The sequence below is a fragment of the Microcoleus sp. Pol17C6 genome (assembly GCF_036701145.1).
Lineage (GTDB): Bacteria > Cyanobacteriota > Cyanobacteriia > Cyanobacteriales > Microcoleaceae > Microcoleus.
In genome coordinates this window covers 85,028-109,716 of record NZ_JAUBQH010000011.1, presented here as the reverse complement: position 1 = coordinate 109,716, position 24,689 = coordinate 85,028, and the positions used below count along the sequence as shown (strand labels likewise).

The window sequence follows — 24,689 nt, the reverse complement described above, 5'->3', positions numbered from 1 at the left end:
TTTTTGTGCTGTGTTTATCTGCGGTATATTTTGCCGAAGCAGGAGGCAGAATAATTTGGAATTCTTAACCGCAGATAAACGCAGATAAACGCAGATAATACAATCACCCAAAAATCAAATCACTGGCGGTGATTGTGATCTGAACTCCCTTCAGAATTCCGATGATTTGGCCATTCTGAAAAATCCCGGTATCGATATCTAAACCATTACTCACAGACTTAGAAGTTATGTCTTTAAACGGAATTTGTTCAGACGGAGCGGGAGACGGAGCGGGAGACGGAGCGGGAGACGGAGCGGTAGAACGTACCAAAAGTTTATCTTCACCTTGTTTGAAGTCAGCAATAGTATCTATTCCCGAACTCCTCCAAAGCCTAAACTTGTCAGCCCCCCTGCCACCAACCAGATAGTCATCACCGCTCAAGCCAAACAACAAGTCGTCGCCCCCCCCGCCAATCAACGTTTCGCTGCCGTATCCGCCAAGCAGAGTATCGTTATACCTAGAACCTATCGCTACTTCGATGCCCGAGAGCGAGTCTATGCCACCGAACCCGTCGGAAGCCCGACCTAACCCAGACGCGTCACCGACTGGGCCCAACTGGAGATAGACGCCAGTTCCTACAATACTGTAAGATACTGTGTCGATGCCATCCCCACCATTGAGCAAGTCATTCCCAGCACGACCCGACAAAGAGTCATTACCGCGCCCGCTCAAGAGCGTTTCATTGTCGCTCCCGCCAACTAAGGTGTCGTCTCCGTTAGAACCGATAACGACTTCAATGCCCGAAAGCGAGTCTACAAAGTTTGATAATTGAGAACTGGAACGTAGCCCGCCGAGAACAATATCAAAGCGCCCTGTAGCCCTGCCTAACCCAGAACCGTCGCCGACTTCGCCTAACTGAAGATTGATACCAGATCTTATGTCCTCATCGCTGTAAGATACTGTGTCGATGCCATCGCCGCCATTGAGCAAATCATTGCCGCCACCCCCCAAAGAGTCATTACCGCGTCCGCCCAAGAGCGTTTCATTATTGTACCTCTTGCCAACTAAGGTGTCGTTGAAGTTAGAACCGATAACGACTTCAAGGCCCGAAAGCAAGTAGTCTACACCGCCCAATCCATCGGTACTCAAGGCGGGCACAGAATAGTACCGTCTGCGGAGCTCGTCTAAGCGAAGATTGATACCAGTTGTCGCACTCGTGTAAGATACTGTGTCGATGCCATCGCCGCCATCAAGCGAGTCATTGCCACTCCCGCCATCAAGCGAGTCATTGCCACTCCCGCCATCAAGCGAGTCATTGCCAGTCCCGCCATCAAGCGAGTCATTGCCAGTGTCGCCTTTTAGCCAGTCATTGCCAATTCCCCCTGTTAGCCAGTCATTGCCGGCCCAGCCCCAGAGACTGTCATTGCCAGCTTCGCCAGAGATGATGTCATCGATAACTGTGGAAGCGGGAGGGCCGACGAAGAAGTAGTCAGGGCCCGGAGTGCCAGTTGTTGTTGCCATATATTTAATTTCCGATTGAGATTAAGAAACTGAAACCGTCAAAAAGGTAAAAATCTACAGGGTGAATTTTTTAAATGAACTTACTAAAAAATCCACCCAAAAAACCAAGAAGTCTCCTATCTTAGGCAGCCAGGAAACTCAAAAGATATAGCTAGACTTCAGTGAGCCAGGTTGACTCTCTTGCTGAATTTTTACGTTCTTGTTCAGTAATTTCACTCTGTTGGTATGTTATCTCTAAGTCGAATACTAAGGATCGGCTCGTGTCAAATCTTCATGAAAACCTTAAAAACCAACTTATTAAAATAACTTATGATTGCCCGCCCGATCGCCTAAAAAATAGTGTGAATTAAGGCTCAAAACCTTGACCCCAGACACCTAATACTAAACTTTGCTAATGTGAATTTTATATTTTATATTAAATACTTATCAAAGTGATCCTAAATCAGCAAAGATTATCATATAAAACAATCAACTTACTCAAATAGCTGAGAAGCTTAGCTTTACACAATGTTTATAAGCTTACTTAAGTAAATAGGGAATTCGCCCTCAAAATAGCTGAAGCAATGTTTTTAAGATAAGTTGACAACAATCCCAATCTCGGCTAAAAATAGCAGACAATTTTAAAATTCAGATGTTCGGTAACTTTTACATTGTCTGCTATTCTTAATTCTCATCGTCCTAAAAGCTTCACCAAACCAACCCCGCCAAAATACAAGCTCAGCACCGCACCTCCTAAAAGACTTTGAGTCAAAGGGTCAGTAGAAGGCGTTAACACCGCTCCCAAAACTGCTGCTCCCAAGACTACATACCGCCAGCCGGAGAGCATTTGGTTGGAAGAAAATATGCCCAAAACACCGAGCAATACTAGGACGATCGGGATTTGAAAAGCTAAGCCGGTGCTGAACATTAACAGCAGCACAAATTTAAAGTATTTGTCGATCGACCACAACTCCTCTACAACATCCGCTCCATAGCTAACAAAGAAGTTGAGCGCCGCCGGAATCAGAGCGATGTAAGCAAATACTAAACCGCCCAAAAATAAGAAACTCGATCCTAAAAACACAGGCCCCAGCAACCTGCGTTCTTTCCGAGTCAAACCGGGGAGAACAAACATCGCTATCTGGTAGAAAATAAACGGACTGGCGATGAGCAAACCGCTGTATCCTGCTACTTCGATAGAAACAAAGAAATACTCGCCGGGAGCTAGTTGCAGAAACTTGACCGGTCCCGCCGGTACTTCTAGCAGTTGCACGATGGGCTTAACTGTGAAAAAGCAACCGATTACAGCGATTACTACGGCAATGAGCGAGTAGAAAATTCGCAGACGCAATTCTTCTAAATGCTCGAACAAAGACATCTCCACTTCGTCGGGAAGTTCGTCGAGAAATTCGTTTTCTAAGTTGCGGGAACCCATCGCACCGCCTGCGATTGGTGCAATGCTGTTTTCCGGGCTAATTGCTTCGAGATTGTTGTCGGAACCTTGTTCGGGTGTCTCCAAGTTTGAGGGAGCAGTCATAGGGAATGGGTAATTGGTAATGGGTAATTGGAAATTGGTAATTGGAAATTGGTAATTGAGAATAGTTATTTCATAATTGCTCAGACTTCCTTCTTCATTCTTTATTCTGACTTCAGCAGAAGGAACGATCGATAATTAATCCGTGTAGCGGTGTCAAAAGCCGTGTCGTGCCTTCATTATTCAATCACGATCGCAATTTTGCCGATCGCGCGGCAGGTTTCGCTGTAAGCGTGGGCTGCTGCTACTTCTGCTAAGGTGTAAGTGCGATCGACAATCGGCTCAACTTTATCGGATTCTATTAACTCCCGCAAAGCCCCTAAATCGCTGGTGTTGGCATTGGCGACAATTAATTTAGCTTTTTTCCCCGATATAAACCAGCTTGTTACCATCGGTGCGAGGTTGTCTAAACTCGGCAAAGTCGAGATATAAATTCCCTCTGGTTGCAGCACTTTTTCGCATTCAGCAAATGTTCTTGTCCCCACAGCATCTAAAATTATATCATATTTATCGGTTTGTTGAGTAAAGTCAATTTGTTCGTAATCCAGGACAAAATCGGCTCCCAAACTCTTGACCAATTCTCTATTTTTAGCACTGCAAACTCCCGTTACTTCCGCATTCATTGCTTTCGCAATTTGCACCGAAAACGTGCCGACTCCGCCGGAAGCGCCGTTAATCAATACTTTATTTCCTGCTTGAATTCCACCCAAATCCCTGAGCGATTGCAAAGCAGTTAAACCTGCGATCGGTACTGCTGCTGCTTCTGCATGAGTGATGTTTTTCGGTTTAATTGCCGCATCGGATTCTGGCACGGCGGCGTATTCGGCGCAAGCACCCCCATTGATGGGATTTAAGAAAGTATAAACTTCATCTCCGGGTTGAAATTTGGTGACTTCCCGGCCGACTTCCACTACAACTCCCGATATGTCAGAACCGACTATGCGAGGAAAGTTAAATCCTGTCAATAGTTGCAGGTGTCCGTGCCGGATTTTCCAGTCTACGGGATTGACGCTGCTAGCGCGAACTCGCACTAACAATTCGTTGGATTTGGCGATCGGCTTTTCCAACTCTCGGTACTGCAATTCCTCGGCTGAACCGTAGCGATCGAACGCAACTGCTTTCATGGCAAATTTTCCGGTTTATTTCCAATAGAACATTCAATCCTTTACAATTACAGCACATTCGATCTAAATGTGACACAGCAAATTTAGCTAGCCTTGTAGCAGCGGGCGATCGACTCTTGCTAATCTCCAGACAAGGCGCAGGCGTGAGGCAATGGGTTCGCTGGCCCAGTGCGATGGCTAGCGATTAAAATTAATAGGGACGGGGCGGGCGATCCCATAACCCTGAGCATAATCTACTCCAATCTCCCGCAATTTTTCTAAGATAGCCTCGTCTTCGACAAACTCAGCTATAGTTTCAAGATTCATCGCATGGGCAATACGATTAAAGCCTTCCACCAGCGCTTGAGAAATCAAATTATGACTAATATTCTTGACAAAAGCACCATCAATTTTTAGATAATCAACTGGTAAATTTATCAGATATGCAAAGGAACTCAACCCACTGCCAAAATCATCTAAAGCAAAGCAACAGCCAATTTTTTTGAGTTCGCTCATGAAATATCTGGCTTGCTCAAAGTTTGCGATAGCTGCGGTTTCGGTGATTTCAAAGCCAATGCTTTGTGGGGGGACTTGGTAGCGAGAAAATTGTTCGATTAAAAATCTCAGAAACTGATTGTTACTAATGCTAGCCCCAGAAAGATTGATCGTATACAAGCCTTTGCTAAGAACATCTTTCTCCGGCAATTTGTGATAATTAGAGAAAAAAGTTTTGATTACCCAACAATCGATCTCAGTTATCAAGCCGTAACGCTCGGCGGCGGGAATAAACTCATTGGGAGATACTATTTTTCCATTTTCGTCCAGCATTCTGAGCAAAATCTCATAATGCTCTACTAATGGTTTAGAGGTAATAGAGACAATCTTTTGGTAGTAGAGACAGAAACGATTGGTTTCCAGCGCTCGGCTGATTTGGGAAATCAACTGCCTCTCACCACGTTGTTTAATTAGTTCGCTATCATCTAGACTATAAATATGAACACAGTTGCGGCCTCTGGCTTTGGCGGCATAACAAGCTGCATCAGCCGATCCCAGAAGCTCCCTCAAATCTTGGCTGGTTTTGTCAATAGCAACAACTCCAATGCTGACTCCGATGATAAAGGTTTTGCCATTCCAAATAAACCGAAACTGATGCACTAGGTCTTTGAGGTTTTCCGCAATCTGAGTTGCTTGAGAGAGCGAACATTGAGTGAGCAAAATACCAAATTCATCACCTCCCAAGCGAGCCAGCATATCATGAGCACGGACTCCCTGTTGAATAAGTGCGGTGATTTGGCGCAGTAGCTCATCGCCAGCAATATGACCTACGGTATCGTTAACGACTTTGAACTGATCTAAATCTAAATAACAGAGAGCGTGCTGCTCATTGGTATCTTTAACAGAGGCGAGCGCCTCAACTAGGTGCTGCTCAAATCTTCGACGGTTGATTAACCCCGTTAGGGCATCGTGACTGGCTTCCCAAGATAGTTGACGGGTGAGATAGCGCGATTCAGTAACATCATGAAAGACGATTACTGCCCCGATAATTTGACCTTGGCGGTCTCGAATAGGTGCTGCCGAGTCAGCAATGGGATACTCGGTTCCATCATCGGCAATCAGAATAGTATTGTTAGCTAAGGTGACAATTCGCTGCTCTAATAGAGCCTTGTTTATAGGATTCTCTACTGGCTCTCGCGTTACTTGATCAACAATTAGGAAGACTGTCGAGAAAGGAACTCCTTGAACCTCCTGAGTTTTCCAGCCTGTCAGTCGCTCAGCTATAGGATTGAAATATTTCACCCTACCTTGGGCATCAGTAGTAATGACCGCATCGCCAATGGATTGCAGTGTCACTTGAGCCAATTCCTTTTCGGCAAAGAGAGACTCTTCGAGACGTTGCCGTTCTTCAATTTCTATCAAGAGACGTATATTCTGCTTTTGGAGTCTTTGTTGCAGCCTTCGGATCGTTAGGTGGGTTTCGACACGAGCTAATACTTCTTCCACTTGAAATGGCTTAGCAATATAATCTACCCCTCCAGCAGCAAGCCCTTGCACCTTATTAAAAGTTTCATTTAGCGCACTCAAAAAAATTATTGGAATGTCTGCGGTGCTCTCGTCAGATTTTAATTGTCGGCAAACTTCATAACCATCAATATCAGGCAATTTAATGTCTAGTAAGATTAACTCTGTCGATGGCGATTGGGCCGCTCTGATCGCCATTGACCCTGTTATAGCACTGCGAACTTTATAACCCTCTTCCCTCAAAGTATCCCTGAGTAGACGCAGGTTATCAGGCAGATCGTCAACAATTAAAATATTGCCTCGGTAGTTTGTAGCTCGCTCGCTAACCCTATCGCTAGTTCTATCGATAATCATACTGATTTCCCTAGTTTTTTGCTAGACGACTATAAACATATGCACAAATAGTATAGTTGAATTATTAGCCTATCAAGCTCACTTTACGCAGAAAGAAGTCCTGCGATCCCCGATATATTGGGGTGGCAAGGGGGCGCAGCCCTACACAATCTGAATAGTTCGGTTAGGGGCAGTCCCCCCGTGGTTGCCCTTCTTCGCTTCGCCTAACATCAGAAGAAGAGTATTTCAACCCCAGCAGCCGATTTATGAACAAGCGGATTTCTCAAATGGCAAGTCTACTCGTCATGGCGATCGGGTGTCTCGTGCTACTGGGTTGGCAATTTGACATCTCGCTACTCAAAAGCGGTTTTCCCGGTATGGGTTCGACCATGAAAGCAAACACGGCAATTTGCTTTTTGCTGGCTGGAGTGTCTTTGAGATTGTTGCAGTACCAAAGAACCCGACTGCAAAATCGCATCGCTCAAGGGATGGCAGGATTCATAATCATCATCGGTTTGCTGACGCTGAGCCAGTATATTTTTGGTTGGAAGCTGGGTATTGATCAGTGGCTTTTCCCAGATTTCGTATCTTCAGCGACTCCTTATCCGGGAAGAATGGCAGTAAATACCGCCCTAAATTTTGTGCTGATGGGACTAGCACTCTTACTATTAGGGCAAAATTCCCAACGCGATACTTGGTTTGCTCAGATTTTTAGTAGTGTTGCAACTTTAATTTCTTTACTAGCTTTATTTGCGCACCTATTCCATGTCGATGTTCTTGAACGTTTGGCCACAATTACGACGACTCAACCCGTAAACACGATCGCCACCTTTTTCATCCTCTATGGAGGAATTTTATGGCTCCGCCCCAAACAAGGATTAATGCAAGTAGTAAACAGTCCTCTGGTGGGCGGAGTAATGGTTCGGTGGTTGCTGCCTTGGGGGACAATCTTTCCCGTGACACTGAACTGGTTGACTCTTCAGGGACAAAATTTAGGCTGGTATAACGTTAATTTTGGCTATACATTGCGTTCAACTGTTATGGTTGTCACGTTCTCAATTCTCATCTTGGGGACGGCTCGCTCTTTAAACCAGATAGATTACAGGCGCCAAAAAGCGGAAAAAGAAATTAAAAAACTTAACGAAACTTTAGAAATTCTTGTGGCTGAACGAACAGATGCTTTACAAAAATCGCAGGCTCGTTTTGCGGGAATTCTAGAAATCGCCAATGATGCAATTATTTCAGTCGATCGCACTCAACGCATTACCCTGTTTAATCAAGGGGCCGAAAAGATGTTTGGCTATAAAATTGAGGATATTTTAGGGAAGCCACTGAATTTACTGCTGCCAGAACAGTTTAGAGATGCACATCCGCAGCATATCAAACAATTTGCACAGTCTTCTACCAGAGCGCGAAGGATGGGAGAACGAGGCGAGATTTTGGGTCGTCGTCAAGATGGAACGCAGTTTTCGGCTGAAGCCTCTATTTCTAAGCTGGAAATGGGAGACGAAACGGTATTTACTGTTATTATGCGCGATATTAGCGATCGCAAACAAATTGAAATGGCTTTACGAAACAGTGAAGAGCAGTTTCGCCATGCGTTTGAAGATGCCTCTATCGGGATGGCGATCGTTTCACTTGATGGGCACTGGGTTAAAGTCAATCCTGCCTTATGTCAGATTCTTGGCTACTCTTCAGAAGAGTTGTTAGCGTTAACTTTCCAAGACATTACCCATCCTGATGATTTAGACGCGGATCTTAGTTATGCAAATCAACTATTAGCAGGAACAATTTCAACTTACCAACTGGAAAAACGGTATTTTCATAAACAAGGACATATTATTTGGATTCTTCTTGATGGCTCGCTAGTACAAGATGGACAGGGAAATCCACTGCATTTTATTGCTCAGATCCAAGACATTACCGCTCGAAAAGAAGCTCAAAAGACGCTAGAGCTTCAAAGCGTTATCATGAATAACATGGCAGGAGGAGTGTGTTTAATCAAAGCCTCAGACCTCATGCTCGTCTACACCAATCCTACCTTTGACGCTATGTTTGGCTACACAGAGGACGAACTCGCAGGTCAAGCCCTTGGTGTCTTGAATTATGTCGATACAAATTTTACACCAGATGTAACCGTTCTAGATATCGTCACTCAAATTGAACAGACTGGCGAAGCGAAATATGAAGTCCACAATAGAAAGAAAGATGGAACTCTCTTTTGGTGCAGAGTTCATACATCCAGGTTTGAGCATCCTGAATACGGAACTGTATATGTTGCCGTTCAGGAGGACGCAACAGAGCTAAAACTGGCTGAGCAAGCCTTGCAAGCTACCACAAATCGCCTCAATTTTCTTCTAAACTACAGCCCCGTGGTCATTTCTAGCAGTAAACCTGCTGGCGATTATGGAGCCACGTTCATCAGCGAAAATATCAAAGATATATTGGGCTACGAAAGCAGCGAGTTTTTAGAAGATTCTAAATTTTGGGTGAATCACTTACACCCAGATGATGTAGAACCCGTACTTAATGACTTACCAAATGTATTGGTTAATGATTTTTATTTACACGAATACCGTTTTCGTCGCTCCGATGGGGTTTATCGCTGGATGCTCAGTCAGCTTAGGCTAATTCGAGATAATTCAGGTACACCAGTAGAAATCTTGGGATATTTAATTGACATTAGCGATCGCAAACAAGCTGAGTTGGAATTTCATCAGGCAAATGAAGCAAACCAAGCCAAGACTGTCTTCCTCGCCAATATGAGCCACGAACTCCGCACCCCCCTCAACTCAATTTTGGGCTTCACGCAATTGATGAGCTATGAGAGAAATCTGGCTCCTTCTATTCAAGAACGTTTACAAATTGTCAATCGTAGCGGTAGACATTTATTGGACTTGATTAACGATATTTTAGATTTATCCAAAATAGAGAGCGGACGGATGACACTCAATCTTTCTGACTTTGGTTTGACAAATTTGCTGGCTTCTATTGAAGAAATGTTCCAAGTTAAAGTCCAATCTAAAGAATTGCAACTAATTTTCGATCTAGCTCCCGACATTCCTAGATTTGTGCATAGCGACAATAAAAAACTCTACCAAGTCCTTGTCAATCTGCTCGGTAATGCGATTAAGTTTACCAACAAAGGAAGCGTCACCCTACGGGTAAGAGCAACACAAAGAGACAAAACATCTTGTCACCTATGTTTTGAAGTTGAGGATACAGGCGTGGGAATTGCGCCCAAAGAAATTGATAAATTATTTAAGATTTTCGTGCAAACGCAAGCTGGGAATAATTTGAGTCAAGGTAGTGGGCTTGGTTTAGCCATCAGTCAAAAACTCGTCAAACTCATGGGCGGTCAAATTCGCGTTAAAAGCACTTTGCGCCGAGGTAGCACTTTTTCGTTTGAGATTCCTGTACAGTTACCTCAAGCAGACTCCTTACCCCCAGAATCAAGTAATCAAAGAGTAATTGGTTTAGCTCCCGGACAACCGACTTACCGCATTCTTATTGTTGAAGATTTAGAAGACAATCGTCGCTTGTTAGTCGAGTTCATTACCTCGGTTGGTTTTGAGGTGAGAGAAGCAAAACAGGGAGTGGAGGCACTCTCGCTGTGGGAGAGTTGGCGGCCGCACCTGATTCTGATGGATCTACGAATGCCGATCGTGGATGGCTACACAGCTAGTAAATATATTAGAGAACGCCCTCAGAGCAAAGAAACTGTCATTATTGCTTTAACTGCCAGTATTTTTGAAGAAGAGCGAGAGAAAGTTGTTATGGCTGGCTTTAACGACTTTATAAGCAAGCCATTTCAGCAGAGAGACATCTTTGACAAAATCGCTAAATATTTGCCAGTGCAATATATCTACGAAGTCGTAGAACAAACTCCACAAAAACAATTAGTTGAAACGGTGTCTGGAGAAGATCTATCCATGATGTCCCCTCAGTGGTTAGAACAAATGTATCAAGCCGCTTACTATCTCGATACCGAAGTTATGAATGAATTAATTGGACAAATTCCAGAATCCAAAGCAAGTTTGGCTCAAGCACTAACCGATTATATCAATAATTTTAATTCTGATCGAATTATGGAGTTAATTCGACCTCTGCTGCCGAATCCACTGTAGTTATAGCGGTTCTCAAGTAAATGAGGTACGTAGTTGGGCTTTAGCCCTCTTCTTTAGTCGTTATATAAGTTGTCAGTCATACCTCATCTACCTGAGAAGAGCTATATCGAGTTTAAGGACAAAAAAGCTATAGTGCTTTCAGCAGTGGCTATATTTCCAATAGAAATCCACATGGAAAAGGATTTGGAAGTTTTTGGAGAAGTCTATTGCAGATATCCATCAGCTTGATGAAATGGCATACACATTGCATGGAATGTGCTGTATCATATAGCAATTCTATTTCGTATGTGAAGGAGATTTATTCTTTTTATTAAATGCAGAGGGTGCTGAGGGGGCAGAGAAAGAGAAAAGAGATAGAGAAATGATTGATTTAACCGGAAAGGTAATTTTAGTAACTGGTGGCTCGAAAGGGATTGGTGCAGTGACGGTGCGGACTCTGGTTAATGCTGGGGCCGAGGTAATTTTGCATTACTTTCGCAGTCAGAAAGAAGCTGAAGCGATCGCAGCAAGTGTTGCGCGCGATCGCTGTTATTTATTGGCAGCGGATTTGAGGGTGGAAAACGCGGCCTCGACTTTGTGGCGAGATGCTTTAAAATGGCGCGGTCATATTGATATTTTAGTTAATAATGCGGGGATTATGCAGTCAGCGGGTATAGAGGACGAGTTCGATATTTGGTCTTCAGCTTGGCAGCAAACTCTACAAGTAAATTTAGTTGCCGTTGCCGATTTGTGCCGCGAATCTATTCTGCATTTTAAAACTCGCCGAGTCGGTACAATTATTAATATAGCAAGTCGCGCTGCTTTTCGCGGCGATGACCCGAATTATCTGCACTACGCCGCTTCTAAAGGTGCTATTGTTGCTTTAACTCGCAGCATTGCTAGAGGGTTTGCGGCTGATAATATTTTGGCATTTACAGTCGCACCGGGATTTGTCAGTACAGAAATGTCTAATCAGTTTATTCAGGAGTTCGGTGAAGCTGATATTATTCGCGATATCCCGATCGGCAAAATCGCTCCTCCTCAAGATGTTGCCAATGTTATCGCGTTTTTAGCGTCGGGTTTAGCTGCACACGCAACCGGGACTACGATCGACATTAATGGAGCCTCTTACGTGCATTGACACAGTTCTGTAAAATACCTCTCAAGGCTCACGCTGATAGCTTTTAAAACCAACTAATTTATCACTTTAGCAAGACGCTAAAAACATCATAAATGACTTAATGTTAGATGAAAAGACAATCTGAGGAAAGTTGATTATGACAACAGATAACGGCACCAACACCAAACGAGTTGCCATACTCATCGAAAATGGAGTAGAAGATTCGGAATTTCTAGTTCCTTACAACGCCTTAAAACAAGCAAACTTTGATGTAGTTGTCCTCGGTTCGCGCACAAACGAAAAGTATGCAGGGAAACAAGGAAAAGTTGCCCAGCAGGCTGACGGAACTACCACTGAAGCAGTACCCGCAGAATTCGATGCAGTGATAATTCCCGGCGGTATGGCTCCCGATATGATGCGGACTAATCCCAATACAGTACGTTTTGTACGAGAAGCATTTGAGCAAGGAAAAATCGTCGCTGCTGTTTGCCACGGCCCGCAAGTTTTGATTGAAGCCGACTTGCTGAAAGGCAAAAATGCGACTGGTTTCTTGGCAATTAAAACAGACATGATTAATGCCGGAGCTAACTACATTAACGAAGCTTTAGTAGTTGACGGCAACTTGATAACTTCCCGCCAACCGGGAGATTTAGCAATATTTACCACTGCAATTCTGGCTCGCCTCGGTTACGGCGGAAAAGAAGTCGGTTTGCCAGAAGAAACTGACACAAATGCAGAATGGTGGAAATTAGCTAATGGTTGGGGAGGCTCTACACAAGGCGACATCGTAAAAGGTTTGAATACCGCCCTCGCAGGGGAACGCTATGCTTGCGAAGCGTTTCAAAATTATGCGGAAAAAACCCAAGACAGCGATTTGCGATCACTCTTGAGAGAAATGATTCAAAACAAACAGAACCACATCCTCGCTCTCGAAAAACGCCTCAACGATTTCGGTGAAAAACCCTCAATTCCTGCCCAAATTGCTGACAAATACGCTAAATTAAAAGCTTCGATGCAAGGAACAGATGAAACGTTCTTGCTGCGGAGCACTCTAGGTGATTTGCAAACTGGTGTTGTCGATATCAATAACCTGCGGGTGAAGTTCACAGATCCGGTATCAACTGCGATTTTGACAGAGATAGAATCGGATTTGTCTAAGTGTGAACAAGTCGTTGCTAAAATCTTCCGCGCCCGTGCAGTTTCCCAGGAAATTAAGTCGCCTAAACCTTCGACTAGCCCCGCTGTAAAAATGTAATCAGCAAGGGGACAAATAAGTTTGTAGTTGTGTTGAGGTGTTAAAACCCCACCAATATCGCAACTACAAACTTGCTCTGCAATCCTACTATATAGGCCTTTGCGGTCAAATAAAACCCAACACTAAAAAGCAGATATTCAACTAACTGCAAGGTGGAGGGTTTTCTTAAATGGGTTTTATTTTTGTTTCAGCGGAATACGGCGGATTTGAAGGAAGCTTGCGGCACCCAGGGGCGTTACCAGCCCCCGGGTTCATTCGTGCAGAAAAAAAAATCTAGTATCCGATAACCAGCCCCCGGATACATCCGTCAAGTCGCTTTCTTCAATTCTAAAATCTCAAATCTAAAATCTCAAATCTAAAATCGATTGACTTGTTCCCTCTTCCTTTAGACAGGAGACACCTGGGCTATAAATGCGCTACTGTGTTGCCAATATTTTGATGAGGAAAAAAGGCCGTGGTTCCCTTACGCGATGAAAATCCCATTACTATCACTCCCTATGTCACCTACGGGCTGGTTGCCGCAAACATATTAGTATTTTTGTACGAACTCAGTTTGGGCGATCGACAATTAACCCAATTCTTCTACTCTTGGGCCGTAATTCCTTGCCAGTTAAGCAATATGTGTCGGGTTGCTCTGCCAGTTTCGCCATTTCCCGAATGGACAACACTAATTAGCTCCCAATTCCTGCACGCAGGCTTTCTCCACATTGCCGGAAATATGTTATTTTTGTGGATTTTTGGCAACAACGTAGAAGACCGTTTAGGACACGTCAAATTTATAATATTTTACCTTACTTGCGGCGTTTTAGCATCACTAACTCAGTGGTTTTTTTCCTCAGCATCTGCCATTCCTTCCCTAGGCGCTAGCGGCGCGATCGCAGGCGTCATGGGAGCTTACATTCTCAGATATCCCCAAGCCAAAGTTCTGACACTGCTTCCATTGGGAATTTTTATTACCACTGTCAGAGTCCCCGCTTTCTTCTTTTTAGGATTTTGGTTTGCACAGCAAGCATTGAGTGGCTTGGCTTCTTTAAATGCCCCGGCAAGTGTCGGCATGGAATCCGGGGGAGTTGCCTACTGGGCCCACGCTGGCGGCTTTGTTTTCGGCGCTATTCTCGGCCCTTTGTTGGGGCTTTTTTCTGAAGATAATCGGATTTAATTTTTCACCGCAGATGAACGCAAATTAACGCAGATAAAGTACCCAGGAAATCGGCGTTTATCTGCGTTTATCTGCGGTTTCAAACCTCTAATTTTTCTAAAAGTTTGGTGCTATGCTTGGCTCTTTGTTGGGATTGTTTTCTGAAGATAATGAGATTTAATTTTTCACCGCAGGTGAACAAAAATTAACGCAGATAAACTGCCAACAAAATCGGCGTTTATCTGCGTTAATCTGCGGTTTCAAACCTCTTATCTTCCTAGATAAACGTCAAATCAAATTCCGAAAGAGAAGAAACCCCAGTTACACCATTTAACTTCGCCAAAATGCGAGAATCGCTGCCGGTGAGGTTATTGCCATTGCCGTCATAAATGATGTAAGTATTGCCACCGGAATCGTAGGCAAACAAGAAAGCACTTCCTCCCAGAATATTTGCAGAAACCGTTGTCTGCACATTCAGCAGAACTTGGGTGTTACCGCTGAGATTCGCAAATCCGGGGGCAAAATTAAACTGATCGGCGATCGGCACACCGAGACCGCTAAAATCAGTAATCACATCGTATCCGCCCGCCGCGATCGCAGCCTCGATCGCCGCCGAAGAAGCCGCATCAAAGGCAGGGCCACCTTGTGCAGGGCTGGTATAGCGGAATTGATTGTTGCCGCCGCCCCCTGTCATGGTATCTGCGCCGAGGCCCCCTACGAGCACGTCGTTATCCACACCGCCGTTAATCGTATCGTTGCCGCCTTGACCATCAATAGTATCGCTGCCCGCCAAACCGTCCAAATTGTCCGGCAAAGAACCCCCAACTAAATTGTTAGGCCCGCTATCTGCAGGCAAGATTTGAACGGTGACAGTACCTACGCCCGGAATTGTCCCGAATCCGTCGCTGACGCTGTAGGTGAAAGCAGTTGTACCCGCTACGTTGCCGGGGATGAATTGCACTTGAGAGACAAGATTTACAGCTGCCCCCAGTTGTGGTGTGCTGACATTGATAATGCTAAGCGTCCCTTTTTGCGGGCTGGAATCGTTCGCCAGTACGTCGATGAAAGTGGGCAGCAAATTATTCGTATTGGTAAATACGATGCCGTCATCCACAGCAATCGGCGGCAGGAGAGTTGGAACAGTTACGGAGGTATCAAAAGAATTGATGTTAATTGCGACTGAGGCTGCTGCCGTGCCGCCTTGGTCGTCAGCTACGCTGTAGCTGAAAGAACCGGCTTGCCCGATCACGTTTGTTCCAGGTTGAAATTTCAGCCCGAGTAAATCCTGAACGGTTAGCTTTTGGTTCACGGTGACGGGGTTCGTACCCGTAATTACCTGACCAAAAGTAGGATTGGGAAGTCCGACTACCGCGATCAACAGTGGCTGGCCCTCCGGGTCGCTGGGCGCCGAAATGCTCAGAGACAGAGGCAAATTCTGCAAACCAGTCACCGTCTTGCCCGCTTCCACGAGCGGCGGCTGGTTAGGAGTCGGAGATGTAAAACTCGGCGGAGTCGGCCCGCCACCCAAAGGCGGAGGAGTTGGGGGCACCGCAGTTGGAAGCGGGACTATCGAAGGACTCGGACTCGGAGTTGTTGCGCCCGCAGTCGGACTCGGACTCGTACCCGGAACCTGTATCGGCAATGGCTCTGTGGTTGGAGTTGGATTCGGACTTGTCCCCGGTGAGGCTGCCGGACTTGTCCCCGGTGAGGCTGCGGGTGAGGCTGCCGGACTTGTCCCCGGTGAGGCTGCGGGTGATGCTGCCGGACTTGTCCCCGGTGAGGCTGCGGGTGATGCTGCCGGACTTGTCCCCGGTGAGGCTGCGGGTGATGCTGCCGGACTTGTCCCCGGTGATGCTGCCGGACTTGTGCCGGGTGATGCTGCCGGACTTGTGCCGGGTGATGCTGCCGGACTTGTGCCGGGTGATGCTGCCGGACTTGTTCCCGGTGATGCTGCCGGATTCGGACTTGTCCCCTCAATGGTGAAGGGATTGTCGTTGACGCGCGGTATTTGAGCTGTAGTGAACCGAGATTCATCTAGCGAGTTCGATCGAACATCAATCAACACCGCCAAAAATTCCCCAGTTCGCCTGTCCCTAATAATCGTGTTGCTAGAATTCGAGCCTTGACCCTGGAAAATTTCTAACTCTGTAAAGTTCAGACCTCCAGCCAGACCGATCGAATCGCCGGCATTAAAATCTCTAATTACATCAGCATCGCCGATTTCGCGGCCGCCAGTAGTGAGAAACCCGTTGCCAGCCGACGTGCCCACCCTACCGAGAACAAAGATATCCGATCCCTCGCCTCCTGTCAGAGTATCAGACCCGCGATCGCCAGAAAGAATATCATCCCCAGCATCTCCCGACAAAGAATCATTGCCGTCGCCCCCGAAGATTAGGTCATCACCCTCGCCGCCATCACCAGTATCGTTACCAACACCCCCGCTGATAACATCCCCGCCCTCGGAGCCCAACAAAATATCATTGCCCCCAGCGCCAATCAGGCAGTCGTTACCCGTGTCGCCAAAAACAGTGTCACTGCCCTTGTCGCCAAAAATCAGGTCGTCCTCGCCACCTCCGCGCAGACAGTCATTGCCTTTACCGCCGTACAGCGAGTCGTTGCCTTCTGAACCCAAGACAATATCATTGCCCTGGTCGCCAAAAGCTACGTCATCGCCTTGGTCGCCAGAAACCAAGTCATCGCCTTTGCCACCCCGCGCCGTGTCATTGCCACGCCCGCCCTCAACGATATCTTTACCAGCGCCACCGTTGAGAGAATCGTTACCGTCTTCGCCCCTGACTATATCGTCCCCGTCCCGACTCAGAAGCGTGTCGTCGCCGGCACGCCCGGAAATCGTGTCATTGAACAAGCTGCCGATTAAATAGTTACTGCCGTCATTTGCGACAACTAAGCCATCGACAAAAAGTGGCTCTGGGGGAGGCGTGGGAACTGTCAGAGGTGGCCGGGGCACCGGGGTGATCGAAATGTCCGGCTGCGTCCCCGTCATCATCGGCTGCGTTCCCGACGACGGCGTAGGCTGCGTCCCCGTCATCATCGGCTGCGTTCCCGACGACGGCGTAGGCTGCGTCCCCGTCATCATCGGCTGCGTCCCCGTCATCATCGGCTGCGTTCCCGACGACGGCGTAGGCTGCGGCACGGTGCCGCTATCCAAACTATCCTCGTTCTCATCGGGTAGCCGCCCTTCGAGAAAAATTAGTGGTACTGCACCTGGCATTGTTCCGCCTCCTTGCGACGCTACTCAAAAACTACTAAATAAACTTAAAGTCAGATGCAGTAATGACGGTGCTGAGCGCTCCCGGCACTGTAGGAATAGAATTCAACACTCCCAAATCGAAAGCTGGGAGACTGTCATCTGCCACATTCGGGTCAAAGCCGAGAACGTACTTGTTAAAAGTATTGTTCAAGTACACGAAGAAAGCTCCCGTTTTGCTCGAACCCTTTTGATTCTTCAACACTGCATTTATTGCTTGAGCGTTATCAAATTTAGATTCAAACAAAATGACTGATTGCTTGCTGATGTCGTCGCCGCTAGACCCGATATTCCTGACGATAAAACTGGTGAAATCGAGAGTAGTTCCTGAGTTGGTTAAACCTGCGAAATTTGACGACCTGAACAAAAATCTGTCGGTCTCGCTGCCGTTAGCGTTAAAGTCAGCAATCACGTCCACGCCTTCGCTGGGAGTTTCGTAGTAGAAGAAATCATTGCCAACATCGCCCGTGAGCAAGTCAGAACCGTTGCCACCACCCAAAATGTCATTGCCTGCACCGCCGGAAAGCGAGTCGTTGTCATCGCCGCCCAATACCAAGTCATTGCCGAAGGCGCCGCTGAGACAGTCGCTGCCGGCACCGCCGTCGAGAGTGTCGTCGCCCGCTTGGCCGTCGAGGGAGTCGCTGCCGGCCTCGCCCAACACGTAGTCATTGCCCGAACCTCCGAGTCCAGTGTCGTTGCCTTCTCCACCCAACATCGTTTCATCGTTGTCGCCGCCGGAGATGGAATCGTTATTGATACCGCCGTCGACCAAGTTTCTGCCAAGTCCACCGTCGAGGATGTCGTCGCCTGCACCGCCCTCGAGGGAGTCGTCGCCAATGCCACCAAGTAAGGTGTCGATCCCAGCGCCACCAAGTATCGAGTCGTCGCCGGATTCTCCCAACATCGAGTCATTACCTGTTCCGCCCTCAATGGTGTCGTTGTTGTCACCGCCCAAGAGGTTGTCATTGTCATTGCCACCGAACATCAGGTCGTTGCCCAGTCCGCCGATCAGCGAGTCTATGCCGTCTTCGCCGTCAACGGTGTCGTTGCCCAGTCCGCCGTCAACGGTGTCATTGCCGATCGCACCCACCAGCGAGTCGTTGCCTGCTTCACCGAATTCGAGGTCGTTGCCGACACTGCCATCGATGATGTCGTTGCCGTCGCCCCCAGCGAGGGTATCATCGCCGGCCCCGCCGAGAATGAAGTCGCTGAGGTTGCTGCCTGTAAAGCTGCTGGCCGGGAGTGCGCTGCGATCGACAATATTATCTACCACCGTGATGCTGAAGGATGCCGGCCCGATAGTTGCAGATCCGTCGGAGGCTGTAAACGTGAAAGTGTCGCTGCCACCTGCTGCCAGCAAGTTGTATTTGACGATGTTGTTGTTGATATCGTCTTGGGTGAATTTGCCGCCCACGTTGAGAAAGGTGCTACCCCTTTGGACAAAACCTCTGGTAGCATCGGGGGCTTTAGTAATCGTGTAAACGATTTCCAAGGGGCTGTTGTCGGGATCTGTGACTAACAAATCGGCGGCGGTGATTGTCTGGGTAGGATTACTTTTGGCAACCACCACACCGTCGTTAATTATTAGCTGGGGCGGGCTACTGACGTTGAGGGTTACTACCGCCTTACTTGTGCCGCCGCTGCCGTCTGAGATCGAGTAGCTGAAGCTGTCAGTACCCGAGAAGCCCGGATTCGGGGTGTATTTGAATACGCCGCCGCCCACGGGAACCAGGCTCCCTTTGCTTGCTGGAGCAAAAGTCGTGACAGTCAGAGCGCTTTGTTCCTGGTCAGTGTCGTTCAACAGAACGTTGAAACTGAGTTCTTGACCCGCAACCGTGGTGAAGTTGTCGTTAACTGCTCTTGGAGGTTGGTTAAAGATGGGCGTCGGCGGTGTCGGCGGCGTCGGACTTCCTGTCGGCGTCGGACTTCCTGTCGGCGTCGGCGACCCCGGGAACGTAGGCCGCGGCTCGTCTGGCGTCGGACTGGTTGTCGGCGTCGGACTGGTTGTCGGTGTCGGACTGGTTGTCGGTGTCGGACTGGTTGTCGGCGTCGGACTGGTTGTCGGTGTCGGACTGGTTGTCGGCGTCGGACTGGTTGTCGGCGTCGGACTGTCTGTCGGCGTCGGCAGGGGAAGCGGAGTTGCGCTGCCGGGAACTGTGGGTGCAATTACAAATGAGCTTCGCCCTAGGGTTCTGCTGTCTACTCCGGGCAATACTGCTAAAAAGTCGCCGCTGACGCCGTTGCGAATAATTGTACTGCCAGCTTTGGTCTCAGTGCTTTGGAAGATTACCAAATCTTCAAACTTGAGGTCGCCACTTAACCCGATTAAATCTTCGCCTTGGCGAAAGTCTGTGAAAATGTCGGCATCGGCGAGATCTGGCCCGCCTGTGGTGAGAAATGCCGGGTTAGTGCCGTCGCTGCTGCTGCCGCTGGGGGAACTGAATGCACCGATGACGAAAACATCTCTGCCTTCGCCTCCTGCCACTACGTCTTTGCCTGTTTCGCCCCAAATAACGTCGTTGCCAGCACCAGCGTCCACGATGTCGTCGCCGTCACCGCCGAATACGATGTCGTCGCCGTCGCCGGAAAAAAATGTGTCCCCGCCGGCGTTTCCGTAGAGCCAGTCGCCTCCTTCGTTGCCAAATAGCAAGTCTTCGCCGTCGCCGCCGAAGAGCGAGTCGTTACCTTGGTCGCCCCACACGATGTCGTCGCCTCGATCGCCCAAAAAGCTATCGTCGCCAGAGCCTCCCCGCAAGCTGTCACTGCCTTTGCCGCCGTAAGCCGTGTCTCTGCCTTCGCCTCCGATTACCGTGTCGTTGCCGTCATTGCCATACAGCAGGTCGGGGTTATTTGCCCCGTCGAGGCAGTCGTTGCCTTTGCCTCCGTACAGCGTATCGAGTCCTAAACCGCCGTCGAGAACGTCGTTGCCGGGTGCGCCGAACAGCACGTCGTCATCATCTGCCCCGAATACTAAATCGTCGCCGTCGCCTCCTTGCAGGTTGTCGTTGCCTTGCAGCCCGGAAATCACATCGGGCCCGGGACTGCCAACTAAGGAGTCGTTGGTTTCTCCGCCACGGACTACGCCGCCGATGATTCCGGGCGACGTAGCTTGGCCTCCGCCCAATGTGTCGTCTATGCCACCAAATGTGTCGTCCCCAGAGGGAGTTGGCGTCGGCGGTTCTGGTGTTGGGGTTGGCGGTTCTGGTGTTGGTGTTGGCGTTTCTGGTTCTGGTGTTGGCGTTTCTGGTTCCGGTGTTGGCGGTTCTGGTGTTGGTGTTGGTATAATTACTACTGGCACTGCACTGGGCATTATTTTGGCTCCTTTAAACGACGATCCCGATTAACTTTAAGAACTGATTAGTATCAGTTTGTTGCCACAAATCTGGCTTAAAATTGATTAATAACCCCATCATTTCTAACATACTAAATCAAAACTGCAACGGCTATGGATATTTTTTAAGCTGGGCATCTTTTGATCTCAAAATATTAATGATTGCAGGTTTTGCTGCCTATCTTGGGTATACTTTAATATCGCGCCATTTCGATAGAACCTAGAAGTCTGGCTGCGAGTCAGCCCGGTGTATTTATCCAGAATCAGAAAAAATAAAAATCTTCGCCGTCATAATTTTTTCTTTCCGAATGTTCAATGACGAATACATCTCTGCCTCTTGCCTTCAGAAGCCGACTGTCTTATGCTGACTGCTGACAAGAAACAGAGCTGTTAATTAGGGGCAGAAGCGGCCCGGTTTGTTCTTGTCCACTGACGGATAGTTCGCTGTGGCAAAGGTAAAGCAGGGAACAGCGACTTAACAAATCTAGCAGAATTCGCCGCAGTCGCTGTTGGTCGGCCGCTGTTTCCTCTTCGGTTTCCCAGGGACGCCCCAGTTGCGATCGCAAAAATAAGGGAGCGCCAAACAATGTCGCGGCACCACCGCTCAGCCACAGGGGCGAGCCGGCATCCAGCCAAAAGTGCCATTTGTGGGAGCGGCGGCTGCTGCGGTACTGGAAAATGTTGGCGAGGGTGACGGCTCTGGCTGCTGGGCCTTCTGGACGCACTGGAAAGGGGTTGGCGGTGACAGTTCCTTGGCGCAACAACTGGATGAACCGGGCGATGGTTTCTGAGTCGCCGCCGTTTGTTGGTTCTACGCGCTGCATTCGCCCGTTGATTTCCCAGTAGTGGGTGGCGGTTTCCATTAACTCGCGCAGGGCTGCTAGCCGATCGTAGGGGAGGTATCTGTCGTTCATGAGAAATTTCTGGATGGCTCGATCGAGCAGGGCAATTGGACTCGGCAACAGCCGCTCCTGCTGTTGCGACCGCTGTTGTTCGATCCACTCGACAATGTGCTTGTAGGCCCCGGCTGCTCGGTGTCCCAGTCTGTCCCACCGGGGAAAAGCTGTAATTTCCAGCAATTTAGGTCGCTCGAGATCGGGACGAAAACAGTGATCGGCAATTAAACCTGCTCTCACTTGGTCGATCGATTTTTGATTGTGGATTTGAGATTGTAGATTGAACGTCGAGTTGGAATCTTCTGTTTCCAATGAACGGTGTTTCTGGCTGCCCAACACTACCAGCATTTCGGCTGCGCCATCTCTATCGACTAAACGGCCGAGTCCCGGATAAACTAACGCTAACAAAGTGAGTAAAGCTCGAATCTCTGGGGTAGTCGAGAGGGGGCGCTGATCGTTGAGAGATACGGCGGCGATACCATCTCGCGCTAGAATTTCCGTTAAACTGTAACGGGCGATCGCATCCATCCCGGGGGCAATTACGGCGATTTCCTGCGGTTCCACGGCTTGTGACTTCACCGCATCCACGATGATTTCGGCGGTTTCTCGCAGCAGTTGAGCCCGGGAAGTGGTTTGGAGCGATCGAACCGATCCGGGCAAACTCAAGCCTAAAGGATAAAAACCCTCAGTATTAACTGCTAAACTTACCGCTAAATCTCCAATCTCTGGGGCTAAACCGGCTTGTGCGTCCAAATTTTCCACGCTTTGACAGCGGTCTTCGAGTCTGGCTAGGTATTCCGTGTCAGCCCCCAAGCCCAAACGCACTCCTCCATCTGGATTGTAGGAGAACGCCCCCGCCGCACCTTGGTCGAGCATTCGATCGAACAAATGGCGACTTATCGCCGGATAATCGTCAACATCGTCTGCGATCACAGCTTGGTATCTAGAGGCCAAATGCTGCTGGTAACTGCTATCCGGCAACAAATAGCGCCAGTAGAGTTCGCAAACAATCCCGTAAGTCAGGAACCCCCGCGTCAAGCACCATTCCCGCCACCTTTCCAGCAACTCTCCCATGCTAATCCACAGGTTGGTCGAGCCGCCTGAGATAGCAAATCCCTGTTCCAGAATGCTGGGAATCTCTTCTCTAGGCGTACCGCTGACAGCAGCAAGTTGTAATAAGTCTAGTGTTCGACGCACCATTCGGTTTGGACTTACCCCTGTTTGTTGCAAAATGCCTTCGTCTAGTTCGCGACGCCAGAGTCTCGCGGCAAGTTCCAGTTCTGTTTCAGGTTGCAGTCGCAGGGGAAATTGAGCCCTCAAATTCAGCGACTGAACTAGCAGGGGCCAAAATAACAATACCTCCTGCTCAAAAAAACCGAAGGGCGTTGTGGAGTGAAAGGTATATTTTCCTTCGGTAGCGACGGCGATGCGATCGGCCAATTCTAGCCGGTTGTCTCCGTTAGCTGCTAAGACTAAAATTGCTGGGGCAGTTTGTCCGGCCCGCCGCCGCCCAGAACTTGATCGCCCTGAAACTTTTGTGGGCAGGGGTTTGACAGTTTTGCTCCAAATGCAGAACTGCTCGACTAAACGAGTGGTTTTCCCACTGCGGGCAGATCCGACAATCCAAATTGAATCCTCGCTGGCCGTTCTCAGTTCATGTAAATTTGTTACCATACCGTGAATACTTTAATCACTAATGTCTACAGCCAACTAACCAGCTTTAGCTATGAATACTTCTTCGTGGAACAGGATTGTAAAATATCTCTACAGCCTTCACCAATGGTATCGAGAAACGCCTGAGAGGGCTCTAGAACAGGCCTACGATGCTGCGTTAGCAATTAAGGCGATCGAAGACGAGCATTTTGGCGGTCAAGGAATCTCTGATCGATCGGGAGATTACGGACAAAGCACCCTGTCGTACTTTAAATCCGAACTGCAAAAATACCTCAAGGTCATCCAAACCCGAATGGTTGAGTTTAATGCTAGCCGTTCTTTTTTGGAACTGCCGGAGCGAGTTGGAGCCAAACCGAAAACGGGGCACAGCGCTGATTATCACCAGCATGGATTACATCTCAACAATAAAGATAGAGCATCCCTTATATTTGAGAAGCTAGAGTTTATTGATGGAGTCATCGACAAGTATATTAATAATAGTAGAGCGACGGCAATTGTTCCGGTTGTCACTTCAGTAAATGTGCAGGCTAAATCTACCAATAGCAGCTCTCCACTTGACCAAAATAAAGGTTCAGCTAATTCTGTTAAGATTCACGATGGTGAGGTTGACACTAACTATGAAGAAGTCAATTTATTACCGCGCTCGCTTTTGGGAACTTTGAATCGCATCACTAAAGATTTAGACCCTGGAGCAGAAAAAGAAGTAGTTAAGAATTTTCGCAATTCCAAAGTAAAAACAATTATTTCTCTCAGATTTATTTTGCTTTTGATTTTAGTTCCGCTGTTGACGAATCAAATCTCCAAAAACTTTTTAGTCGGCCCGGTGGTGGACCATTTTAGAGGAAAAGAAAATGCTCCTCTTTTCATAAATGTTAACCTGGAAGAAGAAGCATTTCAAGAACTGGAGAGATTTGAGCAGCACCTCAAATTTCAAAGGTTAATAGGCACGGCTCCGTCGCTTTCTTTAGAGGAAACGGAAAAGAAGATTGCCGAGAAAGCAGTTGAACTAGCGGAGGAATACCGATCTGAAAGTGGTGGAGCTATTAAAAATATTTTTGCCGATTTGATTTCCTTGATTGCCTTTGCCGCGATTATCGTCACTAACAAGAAAGAGATTGAGATTTTAAAGTCTTTCATGGACGATGTGATTTACGGGCTCAGCGACAGTGCGAAAGCTTTCGTAATTATTTTGTTTACAGATGTGTTTGTGGGATTCCACTCGCCTCATGGTTGGGAAGTAGTTCTTGAAGGTGTATCGAGGCATTTGGGACTGCCAGAAAATAGGCAGTTCATATTTTTGTTCATTGCAACGTTTCCAGTGATCTTGGATACGGTATTTAAGTATTGGATATTCCGTTATTTAAACCGGAGTTCGCCTTCGGCTGTTGCTACGTACAAGAATATGAACGAATAATCAGAGGCGAAGGAAGTT

The 24,689-nt window shown here is 47.8% G+C and carries 12 protein-coding genes; 5 read left to right on the top strand and 7 right to left on the bottom strand.

The features are described from left to right. Positions 1-103 precede the first annotated feature (103 nt). The 4 genes from QUA25_RS08335 to QUA25_RS08320 all read right to left on the bottom strand — a co-directional run bounded on the left by QUA25_RS08335 (position 104) and on the right by QUA25_RS08320 (position 6,490). Positions 104-1,501 carry a calcium-binding protein gene (locus QUA25_RS08335; RefSeq protein WP_333036982.1) on the bottom strand — a complete coding sequence of 466 codons (1,398 nt, stop codon included), beginning with the start codon at positions 1,499-1,501 and terminating at the stop codon, positions 104-106. Between the two features lie 670 nt (positions 1,502-2,171). Further along, positions 2,172-3,017, bottom strand: a complete 846-nt coding sequence (gene tatC, locus QUA25_RS08330) for a twin-arginine translocase subunit TatC (protein ID WP_333036981.1) — start codon at positions 3,015-3,017, stop codon at positions 2,172-2,174. Positions 3,018-3,193: 176 nt separating this feature from the next. After that, the gene (locus tag QUA25_RS08325; RefSeq protein ID WP_333036980.1) at positions 3,194-4,138 is read right to left on the bottom strand and encodes an NAD(P)-dependent alcohol dehydrogenase; all 945 of its coding nucleotides are present in this window, start codon (positions 4,136-4,138) and stop codon (positions 3,194-3,196) included. 177 nt (positions 4,139-4,315) lie between these two features. Continuing rightward, positions 4,316-6,490, bottom strand: coding sequence for an EAL domain-containing protein (locus QUA25_RS08320; protein WP_333036979.1), 2,175 nt, complete (start codon positions 6,488-6,490; stop codon positions 4,316-4,318). Between the two features lie 245 nt (positions 6,491-6,735). Here QUA25_RS08320 and QUA25_RS08315 point away from each other — a divergent pair, with 245 nt between their 5' ends. The 4 genes from QUA25_RS08315 (at position 6,736) to QUA25_RS08300 (ending at position 14,109) form a co-directional block, all read left to right on the top strand. Continuing rightward, positions 6,736-10,596, top strand: a complete 3,861-nt coding sequence (locus QUA25_RS08315) for a PAS domain S-box protein (RefSeq protein WP_333036978.1) — start codon at positions 6,736-6,738, stop codon at positions 10,594-10,596. 361 nt (positions 10,597-10,957) lie between these two features. Then, complete coding sequence (locus QUA25_RS08310) at positions 10,958-11,716, top strand: SDR family oxidoreductase (protein WP_333036977.1); 759 nt, start codon at positions 10,958-10,960, stop codon at positions 11,714-11,716. Positions 11,717-11,852: 136 nt separating this feature from the next. Next, entirely contained in the window at positions 11,853-12,950 is a 1,098-nt protein-coding gene (locus tag QUA25_RS08305; protein ID WP_333036976.1) for a DJ-1/PfpI/YhbO family deglycase/protease, read from the top strand. A gap of 454 nt (positions 12,951-13,404) precedes the next feature. Then, the gene (locus tag QUA25_RS08300) at positions 13,405-14,109 is read left to right on the top strand and encodes a rhomboid family intramembrane serine protease (protein ID WP_333036975.1); all 705 of its coding nucleotides are present in this window, start codon (positions 13,405-13,407) and stop codon (positions 14,107-14,109) included. 256 nt (positions 14,110-14,365) lie between these two features. On the opposite strand, the gene QUA25_RS08295 is transcribed toward QUA25_RS08300, so the two are convergent. The 3 genes from QUA25_RS08295 to QUA25_RS08285 form a co-directional block, all read right to left on the bottom strand. Continuing rightward, positions 14,366-17,320 carry an Ig-like domain-containing protein gene (locus QUA25_RS08295; RefSeq protein WP_333036974.1) on the bottom strand — a complete coding sequence of 985 codons (2,955 nt, stop codon included), beginning with the start codon at positions 17,318-17,320 and terminating at the stop codon, positions 14,366-14,368. A 34-nt stretch (positions 17,321-17,354) separates the two neighbouring features. Then, a complete protein-coding gene (locus tag QUA25_RS08290; RefSeq protein WP_333036973.1) occupies positions 17,355-20,666 on the bottom strand; it encodes an Ig-like domain-containing protein in 3,312 nt (1,103 codons plus the stop codon). A 380-nt stretch (positions 20,667-21,046) separates the two neighbouring features. Continuing rightward, complete coding sequence (locus QUA25_RS08285; protein WP_333036972.1) at positions 21,047-23,257, bottom strand: recombinase family protein; 2,211 nt, start codon at positions 23,255-23,257, stop codon at positions 21,047-21,049. Between the two features lie 52 nt (positions 23,258-23,309). Between QUA25_RS08285 and QUA25_RS08280 the strand changes: the two genes are divergently transcribed. Beyond that, positions 23,310-24,671: a proton extrusion protein PcxA gene (locus tag QUA25_RS08280; protein WP_333036971.1), complete on the top strand. Its 1,362-nt coding sequence runs from the start codon at positions 23,310-23,312 to the stop codon at positions 24,669-24,671. Positions 24,672-24,689: the final 18 nt, after the last annotated feature.